This is a genomic window from Brevundimonas sp. GW821-FHT02A10 (genome assembly GCF_059422025.1).
In genome coordinates, this window is the sequence record NZ_JBWKWC010000003.1 from 90703 (window position 1) to 116292 (window position 25590).

General features: G+C 67.9%; 28 protein-coding genes. 11 read left to right on the forward strand and 17 right to left on the reverse strand.

The window, feature by feature from the left end; all coding sequences use genetic code 11:
• Positions 1-2 precede the first annotated feature (2 nt).
• Genes AC07U0_RS09980 through plsY form a run of 3 tightly spaced genes read right to left on the reverse strand, consistent with a single transcriptional unit; the run spans position 3 to position 2153 of the window.
• The gene (locus AC07U0_RS09980; protein WP_494719871.1) at positions 3-410 is read right to left on the reverse strand and encodes a hypothetical protein; all 408 of its coding nucleotides are present in this window, start codon (positions 408-410) and stop codon (positions 3-5) included.
• 28 nt (positions 411-438) lie between these two features.
• Complete coding sequence (gene dprA, locus AC07U0_RS09985) at positions 439-1518, reverse strand: DNA-processing protein DprA (RefSeq protein ID WP_494719872.1); 1080 nt, start codon at positions 1516-1518, stop codon at positions 439-441.
• The gene (gene plsY, locus AC07U0_RS09990) at positions 1515-2153 is read right to left on the reverse strand and encodes a glycerol-3-phosphate 1-O-acyltransferase PlsY (protein WP_494719873.1); all 639 of its coding nucleotides are present in this window, start codon (positions 2151-2153) and stop codon (positions 1515-1517) included. The genes dprA and plsY overlap by 4 nt, the downstream gene beginning before the upstream one ends.
• A 145-nt stretch (positions 2154-2298) precedes the next feature.
• On the opposite strand from plsY, the gene AC07U0_RS09995 reads away from it, so the two are divergent.
• A complete protein-coding gene (locus AC07U0_RS09995; protein ID WP_494719874.1) occupies positions 2299-3213 on the forward strand; it encodes a glycerophosphodiester phosphodiesterase family protein in 915 nt (304 codons plus the stop codon).
• Here the strand turns inward: AC07U0_RS09995 and pyrC are convergent.
• The 4 genes from pyrC to ruvX are packed head-to-tail and all read right to left on the reverse strand — an operon-like array spanning position 3210 to position 6887.
• Positions 3210-4487 carry a dihydroorotase gene (gene pyrC, locus AC07U0_RS10000; protein WP_494719875.1) on the reverse strand — a complete coding sequence of 426 codons (1278 nt, stop codon included), beginning with the start codon at positions 4485-4487 and terminating at the stop codon, positions 3210-3212. The genes AC07U0_RS09995 and pyrC overlap by 4 nt on opposite strands.
• Positions 4484-5464: an aspartate carbamoyltransferase catalytic subunit gene (locus AC07U0_RS10005; RefSeq protein ID WP_494719876.1), complete on the reverse strand. Its 981-nt coding sequence runs from the start codon at positions 5462-5464 to the stop codon at positions 4484-4486. Before AC07U0_RS10005 ends, pyrC begins: the two co-directional genes overlap by 4 nt.
• Before the next feature lie 23 nt (positions 5465-5487).
• The gene (locus AC07U0_RS10010; protein ID WP_494719877.1) at positions 5488-6417 is read right to left on the reverse strand and encodes an AEC family transporter; all 930 of its coding nucleotides are present in this window, start codon (positions 6415-6417) and stop codon (positions 5488-5490) included.
• The gene (ruvX, locus tag AC07U0_RS10015; protein ID WP_494720275.1) at positions 6408-6887 is read right to left on the reverse strand and encodes a Holliday junction resolvase RuvX; all 480 of its coding nucleotides are present in this window, start codon (positions 6885-6887) and stop codon (positions 6408-6410) included. The genes AC07U0_RS10010 and ruvX overlap by 10 nt, the downstream gene beginning before the upstream one ends.
• Positions 6888-7026: 139 nt before the next feature.
• Here ruvX and AC07U0_RS10020 point away from each other — a divergent pair, with 139 nt between their 5' ends.
• On the forward strand, positions 7027-7860 hold the full coding sequence (locus AC07U0_RS10020; RefSeq protein WP_494719878.1) for a flagellin: 834 nt from the start codon (positions 7027-7029) through the stop codon (positions 7858-7860).
• Between the two features lie 71 nt (positions 7861-7931).
• On the forward strand, positions 7932-8495 hold the full coding sequence (locus tag AC07U0_RS10025) for a hypothetical protein (RefSeq protein ID WP_494719879.1): 564 nt from the start codon (positions 7932-7934) through the stop codon (positions 8493-8495).
• Here the strand turns inward: AC07U0_RS10025 and AC07U0_RS10030 are convergent.
• Positions 8492-9094 (reverse strand): hypothetical protein, encoded by a 603-nt coding sequence (locus AC07U0_RS10030; RefSeq protein WP_494719880.1) that lies wholly within the window; start codon positions 9092-9094, stop codon positions 8492-8494. The genes AC07U0_RS10025 and AC07U0_RS10030 overlap by 4 nt on opposite strands.
• Before the next feature lie 142 nt (positions 9095-9236).
• Between AC07U0_RS10030 and gatC the strand changes: the two genes are divergently transcribed.
• Together gatC and gatA are read left to right on the forward strand one after the other, a co-directional pair.
• Complete coding sequence (gene gatC, locus AC07U0_RS10035; RefSeq protein ID WP_207931788.1) at positions 9237-9524, forward strand: Asp-tRNA(Asn)/Glu-tRNA(Gln) amidotransferase subunit GatC; 288 nt, start codon at positions 9237-9239, stop codon at positions 9522-9524.
• A gap of 2 nt (positions 9525-9526) precedes the next feature.
• Complete coding sequence (gene gatA, locus AC07U0_RS10040) at positions 9527-11005, forward strand: Asp-tRNA(Asn)/Glu-tRNA(Gln) amidotransferase subunit GatA (RefSeq protein WP_494719881.1); 1479 nt, start codon at positions 9527-9529, stop codon at positions 11003-11005.
• Between the two features lies 1 nt (position 11006).
• Here gatA and AC07U0_RS10045 read toward each other — a convergent pair whose 3' ends face one another.
• Together AC07U0_RS10045 and AC07U0_RS10050 are read right to left on the reverse strand one after the other, a co-directional pair.
• Positions 11007-12338 (reverse strand): glycoside hydrolase family 1 protein, encoded by a 1332-nt coding sequence (locus AC07U0_RS10045; RefSeq protein ID WP_494719882.1) that lies wholly within the window; start codon positions 12336-12338, stop codon positions 11007-11009.
• 131 nt (positions 12339-12469) lie between these two features.
• Positions 12470-12799 carry a hypothetical protein gene (locus tag AC07U0_RS10050; RefSeq protein ID WP_494719883.1) on the reverse strand — a complete coding sequence of 110 codons (330 nt, stop codon included), beginning with the start codon at positions 12797-12799 and terminating at the stop codon, positions 12470-12472.
• Between the two features lie 138 nt (positions 12800-12937).
• On the opposite strand from AC07U0_RS10050, the gene AC07U0_RS10055 reads away from it, so the two are divergent.
• Both AC07U0_RS10055 and gatB read left to right on the forward strand, forming a co-directional pair.
• Positions 12938-13543: a hypothetical protein gene (locus AC07U0_RS10055; RefSeq protein WP_494719884.1), complete on the forward strand. Its 606-nt coding sequence runs from the start codon at positions 12938-12940 to the stop codon at positions 13541-13543.
• On the forward strand, positions 13540-15045 hold the full coding sequence (gene gatB / locus AC07U0_RS10060; RefSeq protein WP_494719885.1) for an Asp-tRNA(Asn)/Glu-tRNA(Gln) amidotransferase subunit GatB: 1506 nt from the start codon (positions 13540-13542) through the stop codon (positions 15043-15045). Before AC07U0_RS10055 ends, gatB begins: the two co-directional genes overlap by 4 nt.
• An 87-nt stretch (positions 15046-15132) precedes the next feature.
• On the opposite strand, the gene AC07U0_RS10065 is transcribed toward gatB, so the two are convergent.
• From AC07U0_RS10065 to AC07U0_RS10075, 3 genes are all read right to left on the reverse strand, one after another.
• Complete coding sequence (locus tag AC07U0_RS10065; RefSeq protein ID WP_494719886.1) at positions 15133-15558, reverse strand: RcnB family protein; 426 nt, start codon at positions 15556-15558, stop codon at positions 15133-15135.
• 177 nt (positions 15559-15735) lie between these two features.
• Positions 15736-16848: an RcnB family protein gene (locus tag AC07U0_RS10070; RefSeq protein ID WP_494719887.1), complete on the reverse strand. Its 1113-nt coding sequence runs from the start codon at positions 16846-16848 to the stop codon at positions 15736-15738.
• Between the two features lie 185 nt (positions 16849-17033).
• On the reverse strand, positions 17034-17555 hold the full coding sequence (locus tag AC07U0_RS10075; RefSeq protein WP_494719888.1) for an RcnB family protein: 522 nt from the start codon (positions 17553-17555) through the stop codon (positions 17034-17036).
• A 190-nt stretch (positions 17556-17745) separates the two neighbouring features.
• Here AC07U0_RS10075 and AC07U0_RS10080 point away from each other — a divergent pair, with 190 nt between their 5' ends.
• On the forward strand, positions 17746-18468 hold the full coding sequence (locus tag AC07U0_RS10080; RefSeq protein ID WP_494719889.1) for a glutathione binding-like protein: 723 nt from the start codon (positions 17746-17748) through the stop codon (positions 18466-18468).
• Positions 18469-18677: 209 nt separating this feature from the next.
• Entirely contained in the window at positions 18678-18992 is a 315-nt protein-coding gene (locus AC07U0_RS10085; RefSeq protein ID WP_494719890.1) for a sel1 repeat family protein, read from the forward strand.
• A gap of 170 nt (positions 18993-19162) precedes the next feature.
• Here the strand turns inward: AC07U0_RS10085 and AC07U0_RS10090 are convergent, their stop codons facing one another.
• Positions 19163-19912, reverse strand: a complete 750-nt coding sequence (locus AC07U0_RS10090; protein ID WP_494719891.1) for a polysaccharide biosynthesis/export family protein — start codon at positions 19910-19912, stop codon at positions 19163-19165.
• Positions 19913-20037: 125 nt separating this feature from the next.
• Between AC07U0_RS10090 and AC07U0_RS10095 the strand changes: the two genes are divergently transcribed.
• Entirely contained in the window at positions 20038-21483 is a 1446-nt protein-coding gene (locus tag AC07U0_RS10095; protein WP_494719892.1) for a GumC family protein, read from the forward strand.
• A 68-nt stretch (positions 21484-21551) separates the two neighbouring features.
• Positions 21552-22253, forward strand: coding sequence for a P-loop NTPase family protein (locus tag AC07U0_RS10100; protein ID WP_494719893.1), 702 nt, complete (start codon positions 21552-21554; stop codon positions 22251-22253).
• Here AC07U0_RS10100 and AC07U0_RS10105 read toward each other — a convergent pair.
• From AC07U0_RS10105 to AC07U0_RS10115, 3 genes are read right to left on the reverse strand one after another with little or no spacing between them, the layout of a single operon-like run.
• Positions 22250-23182, reverse strand: a complete 933-nt coding sequence (locus tag AC07U0_RS10105) for a glycosyltransferase (RefSeq protein ID WP_494719894.1) — start codon at positions 23180-23182, stop codon at positions 22250-22252. The two genes, AC07U0_RS10100 and AC07U0_RS10105, sit on opposite strands and share 4 nt — an antisense overlap.
• Positions 23183-23202: 20 nt before the next feature.
• Entirely contained in the window at positions 23203-24141 is a 939-nt protein-coding gene (locus AC07U0_RS10110; RefSeq protein WP_494719895.1) for a glycosyltransferase family 2 protein, read from the reverse strand.
• Positions 24138-25589: a lipopolysaccharide biosynthesis protein gene (locus AC07U0_RS10115; protein ID WP_494719896.1), complete on the reverse strand. Its 1452-nt coding sequence runs from the start codon at positions 25587-25589 to the stop codon at positions 24138-24140. Before AC07U0_RS10115 ends, AC07U0_RS10110 begins: the two co-directional genes overlap by 4 nt.
• Position 25590 lies beyond the last annotated feature (1 nt).

Genomic DNA, 25590 nt, shown 5'->3' on the forward strand with positions numbered 1-25590 from the left:
TGTCAGGCGACCGGGCCGTCTTCCGCGAAACGGCAGCCCGGATAGCGGCTGAGGAACGCCCGGGTTCGGGTCTCGGCGGCGCCGGCGGTCTCCTTCGCCTTTTCAAGGCTGACGACGTCTTCCGTGCGAGGCGGAGCAGACTCCAGCCGGCTGACGTAGGCGAGCCAGACGTCGCGGTGGCGAACCAGAGCCTGGGCCTGCCCCGCGAGGGTCTGGGCCACAACCCTGACCGCCTCCCGATTGGCCGGAATGGCGAGATTCAAGGGTTCCTGCGAACCGGCGTTGATCTCGGTCAAGCAGGCGGCTGTCGCGCGCCCGCTATCCGCCCACAGCTGGCCGTCCTGATAGGCGGTGCGGGTGTCGTTCGAGGCGCTGGCCACGAGGGCGGCGCCGAAGATCAGGGACAACATCACTCGAGCCTCGTGTTCGACTGTCAGCCTACAAACTCGCCAACCCGCCCGGCAGCAGCGTCGCTCTACCCGCCAGACTGAGCTCCAGCAACGCCGCTGCCACATGGCTGACCGGCGCGCCGCAGGCGCGGGCCAGTTCGTCGCGGGGCGTGGGGGTGGGCGAGAGCAGGGCGGCGACGCGGTCGATGAGGGCCTGATCGACCTCGTCCGGCATGCCATCGAAGGCGTCGGAGGGTGGTTCGGACAGCGTGCGCAGGGTCTCGAAGGCGCGGCGGACGTCGTCGACGCCTTCGCACAGAATGGCGCCCTGACGCAGCAGCTCGTTGGGGCCCCTCGAGCGCGGATCGAGCGGCGAGCCCGGCACGGCGAAGACGTCGCGGCCCTGTTCAGCCGCCAGCCGGGCAGTGATCAGGGAGCCGGACTTGAGCTCCGCCTCGACCACGATGATCCCGCGCGACAGGCCGGAGATGATGCGGTTGCGGCGCGGAAAGTCGCGCGCCTGGGCCCGGGCGCCCATCGGGCTTTCGGAGACCACGCAGCCACGCTCGACGATCTGGTCATAGAGGCCCGCGTTGTCGGGCGGATAGACGTCGTCGACGCCACCGCCGAGCACCGCCACCGTGCCCGTCTCCAGCGATCCGGCGTGGGCCGCCGCATCGATGCCGCGGGCCAGACCCGAGACCACGACGAAGCCCGCCTGACCGAGTGACTGCGACAGGCCCCGCGCGATCCTCTGGCCGCCGGCCGAGGCGATGCGGGCGCCGACCACGCCGACCGCTTCCTTCGACAGCAGGGCGGCGTCACCGAGGGTCCAGAGCAGGGGCGGGGGCGGATCGACCGCCGCCAGCACGGGCGGATAGTCGGTGTCGCCGAAGACCAGCAGCTGCGCGCCCTTGCGTTCACCGGCGGCCAGTTCGGCCTCGATGCGGTCCAGGGTGGGCAGGGCGTAGCCGCTCGACCCGCCCTTGCGCACCAGATCGGGCAGGGCTTCGAGGGCGCGCCCGGCTGAGCCGAAGCGGTCCAGCAACTGACGGAAGGAGACCGGACCGACGCGGTCGGCGCGGGCGAGACGCAGGCGGGCGAACCGTTCTGCGTCCGAAAGGCTCACGCCTTCTTCGCGCCGATGCGGGGTTCCGCCCCCTTGAGCAGGCGGGCGATGTTCTCATGGTGGCGGATCCAGATCAGCACCGCCGTGACAAAGGCGAGGACCAGGATCGGCTGCCCGACCGGAAGGCCGAGGGCCGGGATGGGCAGGATGGCATAGATCGGCGCCATGAAGGCCGCGATCAGGGCGGCCAGCGACGAATATCGCAGGAGGAAGGCGACGATCAGCCAGGTCGCCCCGGCCATCAGGCCCAGAGGCCAGTGGGCGGCGATCAGCAGGCCGAAGAAGGTCGCGACCCCCTTGCCGCCCTTGAACTTGAGCCAGACCGGGAACAGGTGACCGATGAAGGCCGCGCCGCCGGCGATGGCGCCCGCCAGCTCGGACCCGAACAGCCAGCGCGCGATCAGCAGGGCCACGGCGCCCTTGCCGGCGTCGAGCAGCAGGGTGGCCAGGGCCAGATCCTTGCGGCCGGTGCGAAGGACGTTGGTCGCGCCGATATTGCCGGAGCCGATGTTGCGCACGTCACCCGCGCCCGCGGCCCGGGTGATGACCACGCCGAAGGGAATCGAGCCCAGCAGATAGCCGCCGACCGCTGCGAGGGCGAGTGAGCCCAGAGCTGGCGCTACAAGATCCTGCACGGTGATTCGCTCCCGACGTCGTGTTTCGCGGACGATGCGTCGCGACTAACGTGACGGCAAGCGTCTGATCATTCCCGGTCGTCAAACCTTGTCTTGACCTGGCCGGGTGTTGCGGATTTGGTCCGCCCGCCTGTGGAGTTCGCGCATGATCCGTTCCCTTTTCGCCGCTGTCGCCGTCACTGCCCTGCTGACCGGATGCGCCGCCACGCCGCGCACGGGATCGTCCGGGCCGCATCTGGCCGCCTGGTTCGACTGCGTGCGTGACGGCGGCATCGTCATCTCGGCCCACCGGGGCCAGTCGGCGGACGACCAGCCGGAGAACTCGCTGGCCGCCATCCGCGCCACGGGCCTGGCCATTCCCAATGCGATCGTCGAGATCGACGCCGTCCTGACCAGCGACGGCAAACTGACCCTGATGCACGACGATACGATGGAGCGGACCACCACGGGTCAGGGCAAGGTCGCCGACCTCACGCTCGCCGAGGTCAAGGCGGCCCGGCTGCGCGCGCCCGACGGCCATCTGACCGATGAGGCGCCGCCGACCCTGGCCGAGGCCCTGGCCGCCGCCGGACAGGTCCACGCCATCGCCAGCATCGACCTGAAGCCCGCCTCGGAAGCCGCGACCCTGACGCTGGCCCGCGCGGTCATCGACGAAGTCCGCCGCGTCGGCGCCGCCGACCGGGTCATCCTGATCACCTACAGCCCCGAGACCGCCCGCGCCGTCGCCGACATGGCGCCGGAGATGATGATCTCCGCCGGGGTCAAGTCGGTCGCCGAACTGGACGGCCTGCGCCGCCCGCAGATCCTCGCCTGGACGGGGGCCGGCCGTCCCGATCCGGCCCTGTGGAGCGCCATGAAGGCTCTGGGCGTGGAAGCGCAGTTCGGGACGCTGGGCGGCTCGGACCGGGCGCTGGACCGCGTCTATGCGGCGGACGGCGACGTCAGCGAATATCGCAGCCTGTTCGATCAGGGCGTGACGGTGATCGCCACCGATACGCCGCTGGCGGTGAAGTCGGTGCTGGGCGCGGAAGTGGCGAAGGCGGAGACGTGCCGGCGCTAGAAGACCTTCCGGCCTCCGACCCAGGTCCCCAGCACCTTGCCCTGAAGCATCCGTCCATCGAAGGGCGAGTTCTTGGACTTGGACTTCAGCTTCGCCGCATCCACCACCACGGGAGCGTTGAGGTCGAACAGGACGAGGTCGGCAGGGGCGCCGGCCGCCAGCACGCCTGAGTCCAGACCCAGAAGCGACGCCGGACCGTGGGTCAGGGGTCGCAGGATGTCGAGCAGCTCCAGCCCGTCCTCGTGGTGCAGCATCAGGGCTGCAGACAGCAGGGTCTCCAGACCCACGGCGCCGGGCGCGGCCTCGCCGAACGGGCGGCGCTTGTCCTCGGCGGGGGCGGGAGCGTGGGCCGAGGTGATGACGTCGATCAGGCCGTCGCGCACCGCCTCGATCAGGGCCTGACGGTCGCTCTCGGGCCGCAACGGCGGGTCGAGCCGGTAGAAGGTCCGGTAGTCGCCGATGTCGATCTCGTTGAAGCACAGGTGGTTGATCGAGACCGAGGCCGCGACCTCCAGCCCCTTGGCTCGCGCGCGCGCCAGCGTCTCAAGCGCGCCTGCGGTCGAGATCTGATCGACGAGGAAGCGCGCGCCGGTCTGCTCGACCAGGGCCAGGTCGCGCTCCAGCTGGATGCGTTCGGCGATGGCGGGTGCGCCGGACAGGCCCAGACGCGTGGCCAGCTCGCCGGAGGTCGCGACCGCGCCCTCGGTCAGCCAGGGATCGGCCGGGCGGCAGGCGATCAGGGCGTTGAAGGCGGCGGCGTAGCTCATCACCCGCTGCAGGGTGCGGCTGTTGGCGATGACCTTGTCGCCGTCGGTGAAGTAGAGAGCGCCGGCCTCGTCCATCAGGCCGATCTCGGCCATGCGCTGGCCGTCGCGGTTCTTCGTCGCCGCGCCCGCCGCGAAGACGTTGACGAGGTTCAGGGCCGCGCCGCGCCGCTGGATGAAGTCGACCATGGCCGGATCGTCGACAGCCGGGTCGGTGTCGGGCTGGATGACGATGGTCGAGACCCCGCCCGCGGCCGCCGAGAGACTGGCCGACTTCAGGGTCTCCTTGGGCTCGGCGCCCGGCTCGCCGGTCTTGACCCGGATGTCGATCAGACCGGGGGCCAGGCATTTGCCGCCCGCATCCACGACTTCCACGCCCGAGGGGACCTGGGTGGCGCCGCCGCGCACGACCTCAAGGATCTTGCCGTTCTCGATCAGCAGGGCGCCCGGACCGTCGTAGTCGGTGGCCGGGTCGAGCAGGCGGGCGTTCAAAACGGCGAGAGCGGTCATCGGGCGGCTCCCCGCAGATTGGCGAGGGAGGCGAGGATGGCCATCCGGGCGGCGACGCCCATCTCGACCTGGTCCTGAATGAGGGAGACCGTAAGGTCGTCAGCGACGTCGGAGTCGATCTCGACGCCCCGGTTCATCGGCCCCGGGTGCATGACCTTCGCGTTCGGCGCAGCCCAGGCCAGCTTCTCGCGGTCCAGACCCCAGAAACGGAAGTATTCGCGCGTCGAGGGGACCAGCGCCCCCTCCATCCGCTCCAGCTGCAGGCGCAGCATCATGACGACGTCGCAGCCCGCAAGGCCCTCGCGCATGTCGTGGAAGACCTCGCAGCCCCAGCGGTCGGCGTCGCCGGGCACCAGGGTCGGCGGGCCGATCAGGCGGACGCGGGCGCCCATCATCGACAGAAGGATGACGTTGGAGCGGGCGACGCGGCTGTGGGCGATGTCCCCACAAATCGCAATGGTCAGGCCGCCGACGTCGCCGAAGGCGCGGCGCAGGCTGAGCAGATCCAGCAGAGCCTGTGTGGGATGCTCGTGGCGGCCGTCGCCGGCGTTGACCACCGCGCAGCCGACCTTCTGGGAAAGCAACGCTGCAGCGCCGGAGGAGGCGTGGCGGATGACCAGAATGTCCGGCTTCATGGCGTTCAGGGTCACCGCCGTGTCGATCAGGGTCTCGCCCTTGGCCACGGAGGAGGCGGAGACCGGCATGGTGACCACGTCGGCGCCGAGCCGCTTGGCCGCGATCTCGAACGAGGACGAGGTCCGGGTGGAGTTCTCGAAGAAGATGTTCACGACCGTGCGGCCGTGCATCAGGTCCAGAGACTTGGCCGACTGGCGGTTGAAGTCGACGAAGGCGTCGGCGAGGTCCAGCAATCCGAGCGCGGCGGGCGGGTTGAGATCGCCGGCGGACAGGAAATGCGGGGACGGGAACGGGATCAGTCGTTCGGAGATCAGGTCGGTGACGGTGGCTGAATCGGTCATCGAGGCCGGGCTATAACCCTTGCTCAGGTCAGATGATAGATGAACAGCAAGAGGGGGATCATCAGGGCGCTGATGACTGTGGTCAGGGCGATCACCCCGGCCATCATCGGCGCGTCCCCGCCCATCTGCCGCGCCAACAGGTAGGAGGCCGCCGCGCCGGGCGCCGCGCCGCACAGCATGGCCACGCCCTGCGCCAGATGATCGCCGCCGAAGGCGATGCACAGGCCCCACATCAGGGGCGGCATGATCACCAGCTTCACGAAAGAGGTCCCGGCGATGGTGTACTTCCGGCGCGCCACCTCGGCGAAGCTCAGGCCCGCCCCGGCGATGATCAGACCCAGAGGCAGGGCGGCGGAGCCGAGCAGTTTGAGGGTGTCTGTCACTCCGGGAATGCTGGGCACGCCGAGCAGGTTCAGCGTCAGGCCGATCAGACAGGCCAGCAGGATCGGATTGGCCAGCATGGCCTTGATCAGGGCCACAGGCGTCACGCCGCGCTGGTCGGCGCCCCAGCGGGCGAGGACGGCGACGCAGCCGATGTTCGTCACGGGAATGATGCAGGCGATCATGACCGCGGCCAGCGCCAGCCCTTCGGCTCCGAATGAGGCCTGGATCACCGGCAGGAAGACGAAACTGTTCCAGCGGATGACCCCTTGATAGACGGAGGTGTAGGCCGGGCCGTCCAGTCGCATCAGGGGCTTGGCCAGAAGGGTGCAGGCCGAGACAATCAGTACCGCGACCACTGCCGCCCCGGCCGCCGCGCCTGCGCTGCCGCTGGACAGGTCCGCGCCCCAGATCGAGGGGATCAGGAAGCCGGGATACAGCAGGTTGATCGACAGCTTCTCGATCGGCCGCCAGGTTTCGTCGGGCAGGAAGTTGGACTTCTTCAGCCCGTAGCCCAACGCGATCATGACGAAGACCGGAACGACCCCGGAGATGAGGGCGGTCAGACCCATGTGGCCTGATCCCGAACGCGGTCCAGCGCGCCCTGGAGGATCCAGGCGGCGGCGGTGCGGTCCACGACGCCGGCGCGGCGCTTGCGGCTGAGGTCGAGGTCCTCGATCAGGAAGCGCTCGACGGCCGAGGTCGACAGCCGCTCGTCCCAGAAGGCGACGTTGATCGGCTGGATGCGATCCAGATTGCGGGCGAAGGCGCGGCAGGACTGGGCGCGCGGCCCCTCGGTGCCGTCCATGTTCATCGGCAGGCCGATCACCAGCGCCGAGACGTTCCTGCCGTTCATCAGCTTGAGCAGCTGCTGGGCGTCCTGGGTGAATTTGGTCTTGCGGATCAGCTCCAGCGGGCTGGCGATCATGCGCGAGGTGTCGGAGGCGGCGACCCCGATGGTGTTCTCGCCAAGGTCCAGCCCCAGCCAGGGCGTTCCGGGCGGGCAGGCGGCGGGCAGGTCGAGAAGGTCGAGGACGGGCACGGGGAGGCGATAGGCGCAGGGCAGGGGCGACGCAAGCCGCCGTTCAGCCCTTGGTAACCCGAAGACGGCACAACCGATGTCGGGATAAAACATCCTGCGGTTGCCGATCGGCGTCGCTCCGGAAATCTGGACGAGTTCGATGTCGCTGTTCAGCGTCAACACGAACGGGGGCGCGATGATCGCCCTGCAGAGCCTCGCGGCGATCACCCGCGAGCTGTCGGTCACCCAGAATCGCATTTCGACCGGGCTGAAGATCGCCAGCCCCAAGGACAACGGCGCCGTCTGGGCCATCGCCCAGGGGCAGCGGGCCGAGTCCAAGGCCTATGACGCGGTCATCGCCTCCCTGCAGCGCGGGCAGTCGGCCGTCGACGTCGGTCTGGCCGCCGGGGAGACCGTCTCAGACCTGCTGATGCAGATGAAGGAGAAGATGCTGGCGGCGTCCGATCCGTCCCTGACCACGGCGTCGCGTAACGCGCTCGATCAGGACTACCGTTTGTTGCGCGACCAGATCGACCGCACGGTGGGGAACGCCGGCTTCAACGGGCTCAATCTGGTGGGGCCCGCAGCCGTAGCCAACGGGGTCAGGGCCCTGGCCGACACCCGGGGCGTCTCGACCATCAATGTCGACGCCATCGACCTGTCGACGACCGGGTCCCTGCTGGCGGGCCTGCCGGCCGATCTGACCGCCTTGAACGCCACGACCGATCTTCCGATCCTGAGCTCGGCCATGGACAAGGTGAACGCCGCGCTCGGACGGCTGGGGACGGGCGCAAAGGCGCTGGACACCCATCTGACCTTCGTTCGCAAGGTGCAGGACGCCATCGACATCTCGGTCGGCCGGCTGGTCGACGCCGATCTGGCCGTCGAAAGCGCGCGGCTTCAGTCCCTGCAGGTCAAGCAGCAACTGGCGATACAGGCCCTCGGCATCGCCAACCGGACGCCATCGCTGCTGCTCCAGCTGTTCCAGCGCTAGATCGCCGAACAAACGAACGGTGTTGTGCCAGCGGGTTGTTGCGCCCAATGTCGGCCTGGGAGGGCTCAAGAATGAAAACCAACGCCTCGCTACTCGTCGTCGCCGCAGTCGCCGTGACTCTGTCCGGCTGCGACCGTCTGGGCGCCGCATGGACGGCCTTTCAGGCCCCGAAGACGCCGGCCGTCGCAGCTCCGGCCGCACCTGCGGAGCCTGCCGCGCCGACCGTCGCCGCCCTGACCCCCAGCGGGCACGGCCTACCGGTAAAGGCCCTGCCGGGCGATAATCTTCAGGCCTGGGCCTCTGTCGTGGAGGTCCATGCGCTGGATCAGGCCACCGGCATGGACGGCAAAATCTTCGGCGTGGCGGGCGGCGACCCGGCCATGAACGGGCTGCAGACCTACATCGCCTTCTATCGCAATCCAGCCGAGGGCTGGTGGGTCTATCAGATCGGCGACTTCCTCTCGTTCAAGGTCCTGAACCAGTCGCCCGGACGGGTCGATCTGGAGGTCGAGGAGAGCACCATGGATCCCGCGACCGGGACCATCGGGACCCGCACCCGCCGCATGATCCTCGGCTTCGACGTCCGGCCAGCTGACGACCAGCCGGTCATCCTGCGGATCACGCCCGCGACCTAATGGGCGGCGGCTTGCGGTCGGCAAGCCCGGCTGTAGGCCTCGTCATAGGGTTTGCCGAAACAGGCGATCAGGCCGTCGAGGACCTCGAGGTTCATCGGCCATTTGACCTCGACGCCGAATTTCGAGCGGAACTCGGCGACGGTCTGGTCCCAGGTCGCAGGCGGGGGCGTGGCGGCCAGCCGGGCGCGGGCGGCCTCCAGCGCGGGGCGGTCGTCGTTCAGGAAGGCCACGGTGCCCAGGGCGTATTCCTGAAAGCCATCACCGGTCGATGTCGGGTTCACACCCGCCATCAGCAGACGTACGGCCCGCTCGGTCTGGCCAATGCCCGCGCGGACCTGACCCTCGTGCCAGTAGTTGATGTGCAGTTCGGCGGCGTTCAGCGTGCCGCGGTGCGCTTCCCGCCAGTCGGCCAGCAGGTCGGCGGCGACCGCCTCGCAGCCCGGCTTCTGCTCCAGAGGCCGCCAGCCGCCGGAGGTGTCCTGATCGAAGGCGTCGGCCGAAAGGGTCATCATCGCCTCTCGATCATAGGCGCAGGCCTCAGGCGCAGCAGGCGCGGGCGTCGTCTGGAGGACGGCGGCGAAGGCGAGGGCGGTCAGCATGCTCGGAACTCCGGTGGGGACGTCCAAGGCTAAGCTTGCGATTGCGGCGCCCTTGCGGCCTTTGGATGCCGCCTGAATCCTTGTGCATCCGGCCGTGGCCCGCTAGTCACCGCCCCTTGCACTTTGACTATCGGAGGGCCGCATGGCCATCGACGCCGCGACGGTGCGCAAGGTCGCCCACCTCGCCCGCATCAAGACCCCTGAAGACCGGCTGGAGCCGCTGGCCCAGCAGTTGAACGGCATCATGGCCTGGATCGACCAGCTGAACGAGGTCGACGTCGAGGGCGTCGAGCCCATGACCTCGAACGTCGCCCAGCCCCTGCGTCTGCGCGAAGACGTCGTCACCGACGGCGCCAAGGTCGACGCCGTCCTGTCGAACGCCCCGAAGTCGGCGGACGGCTTCTATGTCGTGCCCAAGGTGGTCGAATAATCATGAGCGACCTGACCAAACTGACCCTCAAGGGCGCCGTCGACGGCCTGAAGGCCAAAGACTTCTCGTCCGAAGAAATCACCCGCGCCTTCCTGTCCAATATCGAGGCCGCCAACCCGACCCTGAACGCCTATGTCGAAGTGACGGGCGAGAAGGCCATCGGCATGGCCAGGGCCTCCGACGCGCGGCTCGCGGCGGGCGAGGGCGGGGTGCTGGAAGGCGCGCCGCTGGGCATCAAGGACCTGTTCTGCACCGACGGCGTCCAGACGACCGCCGGCTCCAACATGCTGCGCGGCTTCGTGCCGCCGTATGAATCGACCGTGACCGCCAATCTGTGGCGCGACGGGGCGGTCATGCTGGGCAAGCTGAACATGGACGAGTTCGCCATGGGCTCGTCGAACGAGACCTCGGCCTTCGGTCCGGTGGTCAATCCGTGGAAGTCGAAGGGCTCGAACGCCGACCTGACCCCGGGCGGGTCCTCCGGCGGTTCGGCCTCGGCCGTCGCCGCCGACCTGTGCCTGGCCGCCACGGCCTCCGACACCGGCGGCTCGATCCGCCAGCCCGCCGCCTTCACCGGCACGGTCGGGATCAAGCCAACCTACGGCCGCGCCAGCCGCTTCGGCATGGTGGCCTTCGCCAGCTCGCTGGATCAGGCCGGGCCCATCGCGAAAAACGTTGAAGACGCGGCCCTGCTGCTCAACTCCATGTGCTCGTTCGACCTCAAGGATTCGACCAGCCTCGACGTCCCGACCCCCGACTGGACCCAGTCGGTCGGCAAGTCGGTCAAGGGCCTGCGCATCGGCGTGCCAAAGGAATACGTCGTCGACGGCATGCCCGCCGAGATCCAGGCGCTCTGGGACCAGGGCATCGCCTGGCTGAAGGACGCCGGCTGCGAGATTGTGCCGATCAGCCTGCCGCACACGAAGTACGCCCTGCCGGCCTATTACATCGTCGCCCCGGCCGAGGCCTCCTCGAACCTGGCCCGCTACGACGGCATGCGCTTTGGCCACCGCGCCGAAAACACGACCAGCCTGACCGACCTCTATGAGACCTCGCGCGCCGAGGGCTTCGGCCAGGAGGTCCAGCGCCGCCTGACCATCGGCGCCTATGTGCTGTCGGCCGGATTCTACGACGCCTATTACGTCCGGGCCCTGAAGGTCCGCCGTCGTATCGCCGAGGACTTCGACAATGTCTGGGGTCAGGTCGACGCCATCGTGACGCCGTCGACCCCGTCGGCCGCCTTCGCCATCGGCGACAAGGAAGTCGATCCGGTCCGCATGTACCTGAACGACGTCTTCACCGTGACCACCAACCTGGCCGGCCTGCCGGGCCTGTCGGTGCCCGCGGGCATCGACGCCAACGGCCTGCCGCTCGGCCTTCAGGTCATCGGCAAGGCGCTCGACGAGGCCACGGTCTTCCAGGTGGGCGCCGCGCTTGAAAAGGCCGCGGGCTTCACCGGCAAGGCAGAGAAGTGGTGGTAGGCTAGATCACGTTCGCCTTCGCGATCCGGCCGAGATGCAGCGCGCTCGGCCGGGGTTTGCGTTCGAACGTCTGACGATCCACCGCCGACAGGCCGAACGGCATGGAATAGCCCGAGGTCCATTCGAAATTGTCGATCAGCGACCAGTAGAGGTAGCTGTGCACCGGGATGCCTTCGTCGAGGCAGTCGCGCACCCCGTCGAGGGCGGCGTCGATGAAGGCGATGCGGCGGGCGTCGTCGGCGACGGCCGTGCCGCTCTCGGTGACATAGATGGGCTTGCCGACGGCGGCGTGGGCCCAGCGGATCGTGTTCGCCAGCGCTTGCGGATAGAATTCATAGCCTGACATCGTCAGTTCCGCCCCCGGCGGCGGGGGCAGGACGCCGTCCTCGCCGACCGTGAAGCGGGTATAGGTCTGGACCCCGAAGACGTCGGCGTGGCTGCGCGCCACGGCGATCCAGTCGCCGTAGAGCTTTTCACGATACCGCTCGACCAGATCGGGCCGGCCGGGCGACTGGATGTCCTGGGTGGTCAGGGTGATGCCGACGGGCAGGTCGGGGCGGATCGCCTTGATGGCGTCATAGGCCTTGCGATGGGCCTCCTGCATCAGAGGCCCGGCCACCGCCGCATCGGCGAAGGCCAGGCGGGAGAAGCGCGGGGAATCGGTCGCCTTCGCCGCCGCCGCGATGGCCGCCGCCACAGTCTCCTTCGCCGCCCGGGTCGAGGGCATCATATCCACCAGCAGGCGGATATTGGCCTCGTTGAAGGTGGTGACGATGTGCATCCGGTCGCCCAGCCGCTCGACCACCTTCGCGCAATAGCGGGCGAAGAGATTTGGCGAATCCGCCGCCTCGAACCCGCCGCGCTTCGCGAACCACAGCGGCGTGGTGAAGTGGTTCAGGGTGATGACCGGCTTCAGCCCGCGCGCCACGCAGGCGTCCAGCGTGCGGGAATAGTGGTCCAGCTCGGCGTTGGAGAAGACGCCCTCACTGGGCTCGATCCGCGCCCATTCCACGCCGAAGCGATGGCAGTTGAAGCCGAGCGCCTGGGCCAGGGCGAAGTCGTCGTCGAAGCGGTGATAGCTGTCGCAGGCGTCGCCGGAGCGTTCGCGGAACATGCTGGGCTGCAGGTTCTCCATCAGCCAGGCGTCGGCGTTCGTGTTGTTGCCCTCGCTCTGATAGGCCGAGATGGCCGTGCCCCAGAGGAAGCCGGGCGGGGCGGGCTTGCGGCGTCTCTGCGGGGTCTGGGCGACGGCGGGGGCGGCGCTCGCGGCGACGAGGCCCGCGCCTCCGGTCTTGAGCAGGCGGCGACGCCCGATACCGGTGTTGTGGTCCATTTCGTCCTCCCGGCGGCCTCTGATCGGGCGGCTCAGGCGGGACGATAATCCTGGTCAAAGAGTCAGTAAAGCAGTCCGGAAGCCGGTCCGGAGCGCGAAACGTCGCGGCTCCGGACCGTTCGGGGAAGGTCTCAGTGGGCCGGCAGGGCCTTCAGGTCGGTGTCGATGGCCGCGATCAGCTCATCGGTGATGTGGCCCTGGGAGTAGGGGGCGACCTGACGGAAGGTCATGGTCTTGAACTGCTCATAGGCGGGGTGTTTGTCGACGCCCGGCAGGTGCTTCTCGACCACGGCCTTGGTCTCCGGATCGGCCATCAGGGCCTCGATGGAGCTTTCGATGGTCGGATGGGCGGCGTGCGCCGCCGGGGCGGGCGCCGGAGCCGGGGCAGGGGCGGTCTGGGCCGAGGCGCCGCCGGCGATCAGCAGGGCGGCCGTAGAGGCGGCGGCGAAGGTCTTGAGCATCGGAATCTCCATGAATGCGCGCCAGATTGAGCGCGGTTTGGCGACAACCTCAAGACAGGCTCTTTCTCCCCGCGCCCGACGGCGCTAGGACGACCGGATGACCGACAAATTGAACTTCAGCGGCGGGGGCGGGCAGCAGTGAGTTTCCTCGTTGCCGGTCGAGACAAGAACGCCCCGAAGTTCTCACACGCCATCCTGACCCAGCTTCGCGATACCGCCGCGAGTCTGGGGCTGAAGGATAAGGAAAGCTGGCGGTCGCCCTTCGGTATGGGCTTCATCTTCCGGCATGCGCTTCTGGGTCTTGAGAAGGCCAAGATGGAGCACTGGTCGGGCTTGATGCAGCGCGGCTACCCGACGGACGCATTGGTGAAGGCCAATTTCCTTGATGCGGTCCCCGCCGTTTTCGGCATGGACCGCCGCTGGCTGCAGGACGAATACGATGCCTGGGTGTCCTTGATGGGCGACCCCCGGTCGGACTTCGTGCAGGGCGTGGTATGGGCGGACCGCGTCTGGCATTCCTACCAGCGCGACATCAAGCTCAACGACCCGGTTGGCCTGGAAGTGCGGGCGCTCGAGAAGCGCTATCACGCGGCCTACGGGACGATGATCGGCAATGCTGTCGGCTTCCGGCTTCCGGGTCGATACTATAGGTTCCTTCTGGCCAGCACGCTCGCCCCGAAGGCCTTCCATAAGACCTTTTCAGACAGTGAGCTCACTCAGGTGCTCAACAAGAAAACGAAATGACCGACACGACTACTTCCACCGCCAAAACCATTCAGGGCCGGACTGGTCCCTGGGAACTCGTCATGGGGCTGGAGATCCACGCCCAGGTGGCCTCCAAGGCCAAGCTGTTCTCCGGCGCCGCCGTGGGCTTCGGCGCGGGCCCGAACGAGCAGGTGTCGCTGGTCGACGCCGGCTTCCCCGGCATGCTGCCGACCCTGAACGGCTATTGCGTCGAACAGGCCGTGAAGACGGGTCTGGGCCTGCGCGCGAAGATCAATCTGAAGAGCCAGTTCGACCGCAAGAACTATTTCTACCCCGACCTGCCGACCGGCTATCAGATCTCCCAGCTCTATTTCCCCATCGTCGGCGAGGGCGTGGTCGAGGTCGAGGCCGAGGACGGCTCCTTCTTCAACGTCGGCATCGAGCGCCTGCATCTGGAGCAGGACGCGGGCAAGCTGATCCACGACCTGTCGCCGACCGAGAGCTTCGTCGACCTGAACCGGGCGGGCACGGCCCTGATGGAGATCGTCTCGCGCCCGGACATCCGCTCGCCGGAAGAGGCGGTCGCCTACGTCAAGAAGATCCGCACCATCCTGATCTATCTGGGCACCTGCGACGGCGACATGGAGAAGGGCAATCTGCGCGCCGACGTCAATGTCTCGGTCTGCCGTCCCGGCCAGTACGAGAAATTCAAGGCGACGGGCGACTTCTCGCATCTGGGCACGCGCTGCGAGATCAAGAACGTCAACTCGTTCCGCTTCATCTCCCAGGCCATCGGGGTCGAGGCGCGCCGTCAGATCGAGATCCTCGAGGACGGCGGCAAGATCGATCAGGAGACCCGTCTCTACGATCCGACGAAGAACGAGACCCGCTCGATGCGGTCCAAGGAGGAGGCCAACGATTATCGCTACTTCCCCGACCCCGACCTGCTGCCGCTGGAGATCGAACAGGCCTGGATCGACGAGATCAGGTCGGCCCTGCCCGAGCTGCCCGACGACAAGCGCCGCCGCCTGATGAGCCAGTACGGCCTGTCGCAGTACGACGCCGTGGTCCTGATCTCGGATCAGGCCAAGGCGGATTACTTCGAGGAAGCCGCGAAGGGCCGCGACGCCAAGCTGGTGGCCAACTGGGTGACCAATGAGCTGTCGGCCCGTCTGTCGGCCGATAACCTCGAGTTCGACGCCAGTCCGCTGCCGGCGGCCCATGTCGCCGAACTGGTGGCCCTGATCGAGGAGGGGGTCATTTCCTCCAAGATCGCCAAGGAGGTGTTCGAGCACGTCTGGAACGGCGAGGGTTCGCCCCGCGCTGTCGTCGAGGCGCGCGGTCTGGTCCAGGTCAACGACACCGGCGCCATCGAAAAGGCCGTCGACGAGCTGATCGCCGCCAACCCCGACAAGGCCGCCGCCGTCGCCGAGAAGCCCCAAGCCCTCGGCTGGTTCGTCGGCCAGGTCATGAAGGCCACCGGCGGCAAGGCCAACCCGGCCTCGGTCAATGAGATCCTGAAGGCCAAACTCGGGCTGTGAACACCCTCTGACTAAAAGTCAGAGGCTCAATGAAAAGCCCGCCCGGATCGCTCCGGGCGGGCTCTTTCTTATGCGGCGTGTGAGGCCTTAGTTGTTGAGCAACGAGATGATCACGCCGGTCGCCAGGGCCGCCAGGACGATGTCGCCCGTGTCGGTCCGGTAGTAGCCGTAACCGCGCGGCGGAGGGGCGTAGCCGTAGCGGTTGTAGTCGCGGATGTACCAGTTCGAACGGTACTGATACGGCAGGGTCCCGCCGCGGTAATAGCGGCGTTGGTCCTGACGATAGTCCCGGCGCTGGTCGGCGTAGTAGCGGCGGTCGTCGTTATAGCGTTCGCGCGGGGTGTAGCGGCCGCCGTCGTAGCGGTTGCGGTCGGCGCGGCGCTCGTTGCGCTCGTAGCGACCGTCGTGGTCGCGGTCGCCGCCGCGCCACGACTGGGCGGAAGCGGCCATGGGGGTGGCGACGACGGCGAGGGCGGCGGCGCCCAGGGCGGCCAGCTTGATGATCTTCGTCATGACGTGTCTCTCCTTATGAGACGGCCGCGGGGGCGGCGTGAAAACCCGACATGGTGAAGGATTAGGCTTTCCAGCCTGAACCGCGCCTGAACGGCTCTGTCAGGGTTCAGGGTTTTACCCGATATGAAAACGGCCCCTCCGAGAGGAGGGGCCGTCGTCATTCTCATGTCGTGAAGCCTACCAACGCCAGGCGCTGCGGATCACGTCGATGATGTATCCGTCATACTCGTCGATCAGATAGATCGAGTTGTCGACATAGACCCAGCGGGTGCCTTCGGGCGGATAGCCGAGGCCATAGGTCCGGTAGTCGTTGATGCTATAGCGCCAGAAGATCGACGGCAGGTACTGGCCGACATAGTACTGCACGCCGTAATAGCTGCGCGGCACGCTGTAATAGCCGTAGCCCGGGGCGAAATAGAAGCCGAAGCGGACGCCGTTCCAGCCGCGGAAGCGGTTGTCATTGCGCCACCAGTCGTCGCGGTGGCTGCGGCTCCAGTTCTGTTGCCAGCGGTTGGAGTCGAAGCGGTTGCGGTACTCCTGACGCTGGCGGTCGCGGTCACGGTTGTCCGGACGGCCCTGATTGCCGTTCCAGCCGCCGTCGTTTCCGGGCCGGCCCTGGTTTCCGTTCCAGCCGCCGTTGTTCCCGTTGCCGGGACGGCCCTGATCCGGGCGACCCTGATCGGGGCGGCCGCCGTTGGGGTTCCAGCCGCCGTTGTTGTTCCCGTTGCCGGGGCGACCCTGGTCGGGGCGGCCACCGTTGGGGTTCCAGCCGCCGTTCCCGTTCTGACCGCCGTTGTTCGGACGGTCGGGACGGCCCTGGTCCGGGCGATCCGGGCGGTTCTGCCCACCGTTCTGGCCGCCGTTCCAGCCGCCATTTCCATTGCCGGGTCGGTCCGGACGGTTCTGCCCGCCGCCCTGGCCGTTGCCGTTCCAGCCGCCGTTCTGGCCGCCAGAGGGACGGTCAGGACGTGAGGGCTGCTGCTGGGGTTGGGATTGCTCTTGCTGCGGCGCGGGCTGCGAAGGCCGGTCACGGCCCCGGCCGCCGTCGTTGCGACCGCCGCCGCGATCGCCACCGGAGTCCCGCTGAGGCGTGGATTGCTGCTGCGCTCCGCTCTGTCCACCGCTCTGGCCGCCGCCGCCGCCGCGGTTGCCACGGCCGCCGTCGTTGCGCGGCGTCCGCGGGCCGTCCTCCTGGCCGCGATCGCGGTCCTGGGCCAGGGTGGCCACGGGCGCCAGCGCCGGGACGGCGAAGGCGGAGATGGCGGCGAACACCATCAATGTGCGTTTCATGGTCGTTATTCCCCGCACGCCCCTGATGGGCGGCTCGTGGTCAATTTCTTATTTCGTCCATGAACCCTGTCTGAATGAAAACGGACCTCAAAGTGAAGTCTGCGTAATGTATCGCCGGTTCACGGACACGAAAAAGCCCCGCCGACCATGGGCCTGCGGGGCTCTTCTTCGATCTGGCGGCAGGTCTAGTAGACGTTGGCCAGGACGCTGGCGATCAGGCCGGTGGCGACCGCGATCATCACGATATCACTGCCGGCGTGGACATAGGCGTAGCCGCGCGGGGCCGGACGCAGGCCGTAGACGTACGGGTCACGCACGTAATAGCCGCGGTAGGCCGAGGGCAGATAGCCGCCCCGCTGCCAGCGATAGCCGGCGTAGCGCGGATCGACGCGGTAATAGCCATAGCTCGGCGCGTACCAGTAGCCGCTGCGGTAGCCGCGGTAGTCGTAGAAGTCCTGACGGCCGCGATACCAGTCGCGATTGTTGCGGTCCCAGCGCTGGTCCTGACGATAGTCGCGACGGTCGTAGCGGTTGTCCTGGCGCCAGTCCCGGCGGTCGTCGCGACGGTCATAGCGGCCATCGCGACGGTCGTCACGGCGATCCTGACGATAGTCCGGACGGCCGTAGCTCTGGGCCTGGGCGGCGAGGGGGGCGGCGGTGGTCGCGACGGCCAGGGCCATGACGGCCGCCTTCATCAGTCGGTTCATCTTCATGCTCCTTGCTCTGGGTCGCGACGGACATTCCGTCTTGGCCCGTTGAAGATGGCTAACGGTCGCGCTGCGCGCATGAACTCGCCCTGAACGCGAGTGTCAGGTTTCGGAAGCGACACAGTTGCGCCTCGCGACGGCAGGCCCCAGATCGGTTTCGGGGGCGATCCGGCCCGCTGGAGGCCGCTGCATGACCCGTCCCATCGAGCTCTGGTACTGGCCCACGCCCAACGGCTGGAAGATCTCCATCGCCCTTGAGGAGATGGGCCTGCCCTATGAGGTCAAATATGTGAACATCGGCGCGGGCGAGCAGTTTACGCCCCAGTTCCAGGCCATCAGCCCCAACGGCCGGATGCCCGCCATCATCGATCCGGACGGCCCCGACGGCCTGCCGCTGTCGATCTTTGAGTCCGGCGCCATCCTTCAGTATCTCGGCGCCAAGACCGGACAGTTCTACGCCACCGACCGCCGCCACAAGGCCGAGATCGACCAGTGGCTGTTCTGGCAGGTCGGCGGTCTGGGGCCCATGGCCGGCCAGACCCACCATTTCCGGCAATACGCGCCGAGCATGATCAAGGACCAGCGCCAGATCGCCTATGGCGTCCGTCGCTACACCAACGAGACCAACCGTCTGTACGGCGTCATGGACAAACGGCTGGCCGATCGGCCCTATCTGGCGGGCAATGACTATTCGATCGCCGACATGGCGGCCTGGCCGTGGATCCTGCCGACGCTGCAAGGGCAGAACCTGGACGACTTCCCGAACCTGAAGGCCTGGGTCGAGCGGGTCGGGGAGCGTCCTGCGGTGAAAGCCGGCCGCGCTCTGGGCGATGAGATGCGCAAGAATCTGGCGGCCTCGGGCGCGGCGGCCGAAGAGGCGCGCAAGATCCTGTTCGGCCAGAAAGCCCGCTGAAGGTCCGTTTTGTTAACCTTGAAAGCATCTCGATAAACGCATGCTTACCAGCGAGTTCATGATGTCTGAACGCGTCACTGAACTTTGGTAAAGTCTTTACACAAAAGGCTTTTCGGGCCCGTTGCTGTTAACTTTAACTTCAAACCGGCGGTATTTGATGTGACCTCGAAGGACGGCTCCAGAATGGCAGCCACTAGAGGAAGACGACGATGACCGCGCAAGAAACCGCGCCCGAGTTTGTTGAGGCCGCCGCCGAAGAGGCGATGATGCCGCTGCCGACCCCCGACATGGACGGCGACATGCTGTTCCGTCTGGGCATGCAATATTCGTCCGGTTCGGGCGGCTGCCCGATGGACCGGGTTTCGGCCCATATGATCTTCAACCTGGCCGCCATGAAGGGCTCCATCGAGGCGCGCGTCTATCGCCGCGAGATGAGCCAGGAAATGGAACGCGAAGAGATCGCCGAAGCCCAGAAGGCCGCCCGTCGCTACATCGACGCCGGCGTGGTCACCCTGGCCGCCTAAAAGTCCAACCCCTCTCCCGGAGGGAGAGGGAGGGGCCCGTCGCGTAGCGATGGGAGGGTGAGGGGTTATGCCCTCACCGGTGAGCGACATTACCCCTCACCCTTTCGGCTTGGCGCATCGCTCCGCTCTGCGAGCCTCAAGCCCTCTCCCAACGGGAGAGGGAAGCAGATCTAGAACTGCTGATACTGGCCGTTGATCGTGTAGGTGAAGCCGATGGGCAGCGCCGCCTTCACCTGGGTGAAGAAGACCGCCAGTTCGCCGAGCGTCGAGCGCGGCACATAGATCAGGTCTCCGCGGCGCAGCGCCACGACCTCGCCGCGACGGGGCCTCAGGTCCACCACCCGCAACATCCGGGTTCCGCCCGGGCCGCGCCGGATCAGGGCCGCCTGTTCGGGCTTGCCGCTGGCCAGATAGCCGCCGGCCATGACCACGGCCTGATAGGCGTCGATATCGCCCTGCATCTCATAGACGCCCGGCGTCTTGACCTCGCCGTCCACCCAGACCCGGATCGGCCCCGCCGTCTTCAGCGTGATCTCGACCACCGGCCGTACCAACTGGGTCGAATAGGCGCCCGAGATATCCTGCTGCAGCTGGGAGATGGAGCGGTCCGCCGCCATCACCTGGCCGATCAGAGGCAGGGCGATTCGGCCGTCCGGCCCGACCTTGACCGTGCGGGTCAGTTCGGCGGCGGTCGGGGTGGCGACCTCCAGCTCGTCGCCGGGATAGAAGAGGTATTCGGGCTCCTGATCGGTCCAGTCCGAGAAGCCGATCTCCTGAAAACCGCCCGTCTGGACACGGTTTCCCGTGCGCGGGGCCGGATTGACCAGCGGCACATGCGGAGCGCCGCCGCAGGCCGAAAGGGCGCCCGACGCGGTCAGGGCGCCGAGGGCGAACAGGATCTGGCGACGGTCAGCGGTCATGAAACTTCCGGCGGCCCGGGACTATGAAGCGGTGAGGGGACCTTCACCGGTTATGGGTAACTGATGGTTAACGCCGCTCGGCGAAGGATCGCATCAGTACCTCATCCGATGGATTCGCTCGCCCTATGCGCACGGCCTATGTGACCGCCCGCCCACGTTACGGCCTCGCGGACATCGTCGGCCTGATGTTCCGCGAGCTGGGACTGATGATTCTCATCTTCCTGGTGGTCTTTGTCCTCGGCGCCGCCGCGGTCATGACCCTGAAGAAGACCTATACCGCCACGGCAGAGGTCTATGCCGGGGCCGGTCAGGAATATGTCTATGAGCCGCGCGTCGGCACGGTCACCGAGCGGGCCAGCCCGCCGCCGTCGGGCGAGATCGCCCAGACCGAGGCCAACATCCTGACCAGCCGCGACGTGAAGCTGCGCGCCGTCCGCGCCCTGGGGGTCCAGACCTTCCAGAAGCCCGGCAAGCCCGCCGCCGGATCGCTGGCAAAGCAGGAAGGCGACGCCATTCGCGCCATCACCGAAGGCCTGGTCGTCGGCACCAGCCCCACCAGCTCGATCATCTCTCTCAGCTATGAGAGCGACAACGCCGAGAAGTCGGCCCGCATCCTGGCCGCCGTGCTCGAGGCCTACAAGAACTACCGCCGCGAGGTCTTCCAGGACAACTCGACCCAGGCCATCGACACCCAGCGCCAGACTTTCGAGGACGAGCTGGGCAATGTCGACGACGCCTATGAGCAGTTCCTGGCCTCGAACGACATCGGCGACTTCGCCACCGCCAAGGCCGCGGCGACCGCGACCTATCAAACCACCTTCACCGACCGGCTCTCGACCCAGGCCCAGCTGAGCCAGGCCGCACGGCGTGTCGAGACCATCACCGCCCAGCTGGCGTCGGTCCCGGCCGAGATTGTCCTGCAGCAGGATCTGAACATCGCCGCCCAAGACCAGATCCTGCAGAAGCGCACCGAGCGCGAGACCCTGCTGTCGCGCTATCGGCCCGATTCCCAGCCGGTCCGCGACATCGACGCCCAGATCGCCCAGCTCCAGGCCTACGTCGCCGGCGGCGACACCGTGGGGGCCAAGGAGGTCCGCACCGGTCCCAACCCGAGCTGGGTGGCGCTGGATACGGCGCGAACGACGGCCGAGGCCGACCGCGACGCCCTGGCCGCCCGTCTGGCGGTGCTGGACGGTCAGCTGGCGGCCCTGCGCGAGCGTCAGGCCCGATTGACCCAGCTGGAATCGAAGAACGCCATCTTCGCGGGCAACCGCGACGTCCTGACCGCCAACATCAAGGAATTCCAGCAGCGCGGCAGCCAGAGCCGGGCCGACAACGGCCTCGTCGCCTCGGGCGCGGACAATGTGAAGATCCTGTCCCACCCGGCGGCTCCGACCAAGGGTTCCAGCCTGAAGGCGCCGCTGATGATCCTGGTCTTCCTGTTCGCCGGCTTCACCGCCCTGTGCGTCGGCCTGCTGCGGGTCTTCACCCGGCGCGGCTTCGCCACCCCGGCCTCGGCCGGACGCACCTTGCAGATGCCCGTCCTCGCGGTCGCGCCGGTGAAGGCCTGAAGCTGGATGTCTCCGCTTTTTCAAGGGCGTGATAGCCTGAGGACGGCGGAGAACGCGTAACCGATTCGATGGTCGATCTCACAACCGAAATGGCCGGCCTCTGGGCCGCCCTGGGCTCCGGCCCCGCCCATCGCGGGCGGGTGATCCAGTTCGCCTGCGCCGGCACCGGCGAGGGCGCCTCGACGGTCGCCCGCGAGTTCGCCCGTCTGGCCGCCGTGCGTGCGAGAAAGCCCGTCTGGCTGGTCGACGCCGACCTGGCCCAGCAGGGGCAGCAGGAGACCGTCGCCGCCGAGGTCGAGCGCTTCGGCCGCCTGGGCTCGCCCGCTGCGGCGTCTCCCGACGGTTCGGTCTTCTATGCGGTGACGCCGCCGATCCTCGGTCGTGACGGCCGCCCGGTGGATCCGGCCCGGCTGATGACCGCGCGCGCCTGTCTGGGGGGCCGTCTGTGGGTGACCCGCTTCCGCACAGAGACCCTGCGCTCGGGCCAGCGCGCCGAGCCCCTGCCGGATCCGCGCTACTGGGACGCCATGCGCAAACACGCCGACACCGTGGTCATCGACGCCCCCGCCGCCGACCGCAACGACGTCGCCATCACCCTGGCCCCCTATGTCGACGCCACCATCCTCGTGGTCGCCGCCGAGAGCACCTCGCCCAACGAACCCGTGATCCTGCGCGACGAGATCGAGGCCGTCGGCGGCCGCATCGCCGGCGTCGTCGTGAACCGCTCAACCTACAAGCCGCCGTCGTTCCTGCGGCGGCTGGTGGGCTAGGCTTTCGCCTTCTCCAGCCGCGCCAGCTCGCGCACGCCGTAGAAATGCGGCTCGAAGCCCCTGGTCCAGAAGACCTTGCCCAGACCACGCGCGGCCTTGTCCAGCGCCTCGGCGCGCCTGTCGCTGTTGATCACGGTCAGGGCCAGCGCGACCAGACCCCAGATCCCGGCCTGTGCGGCCCCGACGCCCATCCACAGCAGCATCCGCACCGGCTTGCCCTCGCGCCAGGCCAGCTGGGGCGGGCTCTGGCCATAGGCGAAGGCGCGGGTCAGGGCGTAGTTCAGGGTGGCGCGATGGGGCGGGGCGAACTCGTCGACCCAGGCGTCCGCGGCCCAGCCGAAGGTCCCGCCGCGCATCGACAGGGCCGAGAACAGGGCGTCATCCTCGCCGCCGCTCTGGTCAGTCTTGGGATCGAACGGAGCGTCGCCGGGCAGGGCGGTGGCCCTCAGCATCAGGGAATTGCCGCAGCCGTAGGCATGGTCGATCAGGCCCGTCTTCTCCGGCCCCTGCCGTCCGAAGAAGGTCTCCAGATAACGGGTCGTCCAGCCCGTGCCCGGCGGCACCCGGCCGTGGATGGGGCCGAAGACGACGTCGCACTTCAGCGTCTCGCGCGCCTTGATCAGCTTCGCCAGCCAGGTCGGCGTGGCCTTCTCGTCGTCGTCGAGGAAGGCGATCAGGGGCGAGAGGGTCGCGGCCAGCCCGGCATTGCGCGCCGTCGACACCCCCGGCCTCGGCTCGTGCCGATAAACCAGAGGCACGGGGCATTTCTCCGTCAGCCGCCCGACGACGACCGCCGCGCTGCCTTCGGGATCGTTGTCCACGACGACGACACTGGCCAGCCGATGCTCCACGCCCTTTTGCGCGAACACCGACTTCAGGGCGCGCTCGAGGAATTCCGGACGACGCATCGTCGGGATGATTACGGCCACGTCTTTTGGCGGCGGGCCCTTCATACGGCCTCGGCATAGAGAGCGGCGCGGTAGAGCCTGAGCGAAAAGGCGCGGGCCTTGACCGGCAGCCAGTCGGTCATCGCCGCCTGTTTGATCAGCGGCCGCACCGTCTTCAGCATCGGCAGGCGCTTGAGCTTCTTCGCCACGCGGAAGCTGGGATAGCCGGAGACGATGTCCGGGTGTTTAGCCACCACCCGGGCGAAATTGGCCGCCGACTGCTCATATTTTCCGGCCAGGGACGCCGTGGTGTCGAGGCCCATATGGGTCGCGGGATTGTCGACGTGGATCACCGGCCAGCGGCGCGAGACCCGCATGGCCCATTCTACATCCTCCCAGCCCCAGCCGGTGAAGGCCGAATCGAAGGCCTCGGCCTCGAACACGTCGCGGCGGACCAGAAGGTTGGAGGTGAAGACGTATTTCTCGGGCGTCAGGGCGCGCACGTTGCGCGGCAGGCACTCCGACTTGGTCGCCATGGCCCGGTGGACCGAGAATTTCCCGTCGGTGGGGGCCTGCAGCAGGGAGAAGCCGCCGAAGGCCACGGCCGGGCCCTGCGTCTTCACCAGATCGGCCCATGTCCCCAGGAAATGGAAGGTGTCCGGCCGCATGTCGCTGTCGAGGAACAGCAGGCTGCCGCCCCGCGCCGCAGCCGCCAGACGGTTACGCCCGACGGACCGTCCCTCGTTCTGCGCCAGGGTGATCAGGCGGACGGGCAGGCTCATGGCATTGATCACGTCGATCAGGCCGCCGGTCAGGACCTTGTCGCCGGTGCCGTCGTCCAGAACCACGATCTCGACCGAACGGCCGACCGAGGCGGCCTCGCGGTCCAGCAACCGCAGCAGATCGCGCGGATCGTCGCGCAGGAAGGGCATCAGCACCGACAGGATCGGCTCGGCGCCGGTCCATGCGGCGTTTTCGGTGGTGCGCGGCCTGGCGGTCATGCCGTCACCTGCCGGGCGCGGAACTTCTGCAGCAGGGACAGGGCGATGTCGCGCACCCCCGCCGCATTGATGGTCAGGGCCACGGCCGCATAGACGACGCCGCCGACCGAGGCGTCGAGGATCAGTTCCGGCAGGCCGCCGATGGCGGGAAGCGCCGAGACCGCCAGCGCCATGATCCCGGTCGCGATCCCGCAGCGGACCAGCGGTTCCCACGGGATGGGCAGGGGCACGACCTTGCGGCCCAGAAGCATGGTCGCCAGCATGCCGAGGCCGAAGCTGATCGCCGTCGACCAGGCCGCCCCGACGACGCCGAAGCGCGGGATCAGGATGAAGTTCAGGACCACATTGCCGAAGGCCGGCACGCTCATGGCGACCAGCAGCAGCTTTGTCCTGCGGCCGAGGGTGAAGGCCTGTCCGAAATAATAGGCGGTGAGACCGTAGAGTAGGGCCGACAGGGCGACCCAGGGCGTCACCTGGGCGGCGGCGACCCTCAGGCTCTCGCCGATCATCACCTCGCCGAGCGGCTTGGCGACCAGGGCCACGCCCGCCGCGGCCGGGAAGCCGATCAGGAAGAAGGTCGAGGCCTGTTCGCGGGCGGCGATCTTCAGCTTCTCCAGCCCGCCGCGCTCCAGCGCCATGACCAGCGCCGGCTGGCCCGCCGCGCCGAGCCACAGGAACAGCACGTCCAGCGTCCGGTTCGCGATCGAATAGCCCGCATGGTAGGCGCCGACCGCGGCCTCATCCATGAACAGGGCCAGCAGGAAGCGGTCGGTCGAGGCCAGCACCAGCGCCAGCGTCAGGGACGCCGCGATCGGATAGCCATAGGCCGCATAGGACTTCAGCCGCGCCGGATCGACCACGCCCGACTTCGCCTGTCTCAGCTCGCCCGGCAGGATGAAGGGCAGGGCGGCCAGAGGGGCCAGACCCAGCCCCGCCAGAGGCGCTGCCCCACCGGCTCCACAAAGTGCGAAGGCCACCCCGATGCACAGGCCGCCGATGGTGGTCGCCATGTCCAACATGGCCGAGCGCGAGACCTCGCCCGCCGCGCGGAACCGCTCCTGCGCCAGCTTGGCCAGGCACCGCGCCGGACTGCCGAGCAGGCCCGCGCCGATGGCCGCCTTGAACAGCGGGTCGATGGGGGCGAACCACAGGACGACGGCCGCCACCGGGATGAAACCGGCAATCAGGATGAAGGCGGTGCGATAGATGCTGGCGAAATGGGCGGCCATGTCGGCGCCCGCCTGCTGCGCGGCCCAGAACCGCGCCATCGCCGCCTCCAGCCAGCTGAAGACGGCGACGTGGCACAGGGTCACGATGGAGAAGGCCAGGGCGTAGCGGCCGAAATCCTCGGGCGTCAGCAGGCGTGTGAAGATGAAGATGGCCAGAAACCCGACCACCCCCTGAACGATATTCGCGGGCAGATAGCCCCAGACGCCACGCCAGAACATC

Excerpts from the sequence above, each read along its gene's own strand:
- AC07U0_RS09980 (WP_494719871.1), bottom strand. The coding sequence starts at position 410 with ATGTTGTCCCTGATCTTCGGCGCCGCCCTCGTGGCCAGCGCCTCGAAC.
- AC07U0_RS09995 (WP_494719874.1), top strand. The coding sequence starts at position 2,299 with ATGATCCGTTCCCTTTTCGCCGCTGTCGCCGTCACTGCCCTGCTGACC.
- pyrC (WP_494719875.1), bottom strand. The coding sequence starts at position 4,487 with ATGACCGCTCTCGCCGTTTTGAACGCCCGCCTGCTCGACCCGGCCACC.
- AC07U0_RS10005 (WP_494719876.1), bottom strand. The coding sequence starts at position 5,464 with ATGACCGATTCAGCCACCGTCACCGACCTGATCTCCGAACGACTGATC.
- AC07U0_RS10010 (WP_494719877.1), bottom strand. The coding sequence starts at position 6,417 with ATGGGTCTGACCGCCCTCATCTCCGGGGTCGTTCCGGTCTTCGTCATG.
- AC07U0_RS10020 (WP_494719878.1), top strand. The coding sequence starts at position 7,027 with ATGTCGCTGTTCAGCGTCAACACGAACGGGGGCGCGATGATCGCCCTG.
- AC07U0_RS10025 (WP_494719879.1), top strand. The coding sequence starts at position 7,932 with ATGAAAACCAACGCCTCGCTACTCGTCGTCGCCGCAGTCGCCGTGACT.
- AC07U0_RS10030 (WP_494719880.1), bottom strand. The coding sequence starts at position 9,094 with ATGCTGACCGCCCTCGCCTTCGCCGCCGTCCTCCAGACGACGCCCGCG.
- gatC (WP_207931788.1), top strand. The coding sequence starts at position 9,237 with ATGGCCATCGACGCCGCGACGGTGCGCAAGGTCGCCCACCTCGCCCGC.
- gatA (WP_494719881.1), top strand. The coding sequence starts at position 9,527 with ATGAGCGACCTGACCAAACTGACCCTCAAGGGCGCCGTCGACGGCCTG.
- AC07U0_RS10045 (WP_494719882.1), bottom strand. The coding sequence starts at position 12,338 with ATGGACCACAACACCGGTATCGGGCGTCGCCGCCTGCTCAAGACCGGA.
- AC07U0_RS10050 (WP_494719883.1), bottom strand. The coding sequence starts at position 12,799 with ATGCTCAAGACCTTCGCCGCCGCCTCTACGGCCGCCCTGCTGATCGCC.
- gatB (WP_494719885.1), top strand. The coding sequence starts at position 13,540 with ATGACCGACACGACTACTTCCACCGCCAAAACCATTCAGGGCCGGACT.
- AC07U0_RS10065 (WP_494719886.1), bottom strand. The coding sequence starts at position 15,558 with ATGACGAAGATCATCAAGCTGGCCGCCCTGGGCGCCGCCGCCCTCGCC.
- AC07U0_RS10070 (WP_494719887.1), bottom strand. The coding sequence starts at position 16,848 with ATGAAACGCACATTGATGGTGTTCGCCGCCATCTCCGCCTTCGCCGTC.
- AC07U0_RS10075 (WP_494719888.1), bottom strand. The coding sequence starts at position 17,555 with ATGAACCGACTGATGAAGGCGGCCGTCATGGCCCTGGCCGTCGCGACC.
- AC07U0_RS10080 (WP_494719889.1), top strand. The coding sequence starts at position 17,746 with ATGACCCGTCCCATCGAGCTCTGGTACTGGCCCACGCCCAACGGCTGG.
- AC07U0_RS10085 (WP_494719890.1), top strand. The coding sequence starts at position 18,678 with ATGACCGCGCAAGAAACCGCGCCCGAGTTTGTTGAGGCCGCCGCCGAA.
- AC07U0_RS10090 (WP_494719891.1), bottom strand. The coding sequence starts at position 19,912 with ATGACCGCTGACCGTCGCCAGATCCTGTTCGCCCTCGGCGCCCTGACC.
- AC07U0_RS10095 (WP_494719892.1), top strand. The coding sequence starts at position 20,038 with ATGCGCACGGCCTATGTGACCGCCCGCCCACGTTACGGCCTCGCGGAC.
- AC07U0_RS10100 (WP_494719893.1), top strand. The coding sequence starts at position 21,552 with ATGGTCGATCTCACAACCGAAATGGCCGGCCTCTGGGCCGCCCTGGGC.
- AC07U0_RS10110 (WP_494719895.1), bottom strand. The coding sequence starts at position 24,141 with ATGACCGCCAGGCCGCGCACCACCGAAAACGCCGCATGGACCGGCGCC.
- AC07U0_RS10115 (WP_494719896.1), bottom strand. The coding sequence starts at position 25,589 with ATGTTCTGGCGTGGCGTCTGGGGCTATCTGCCCGCGAATATCGTTCAG.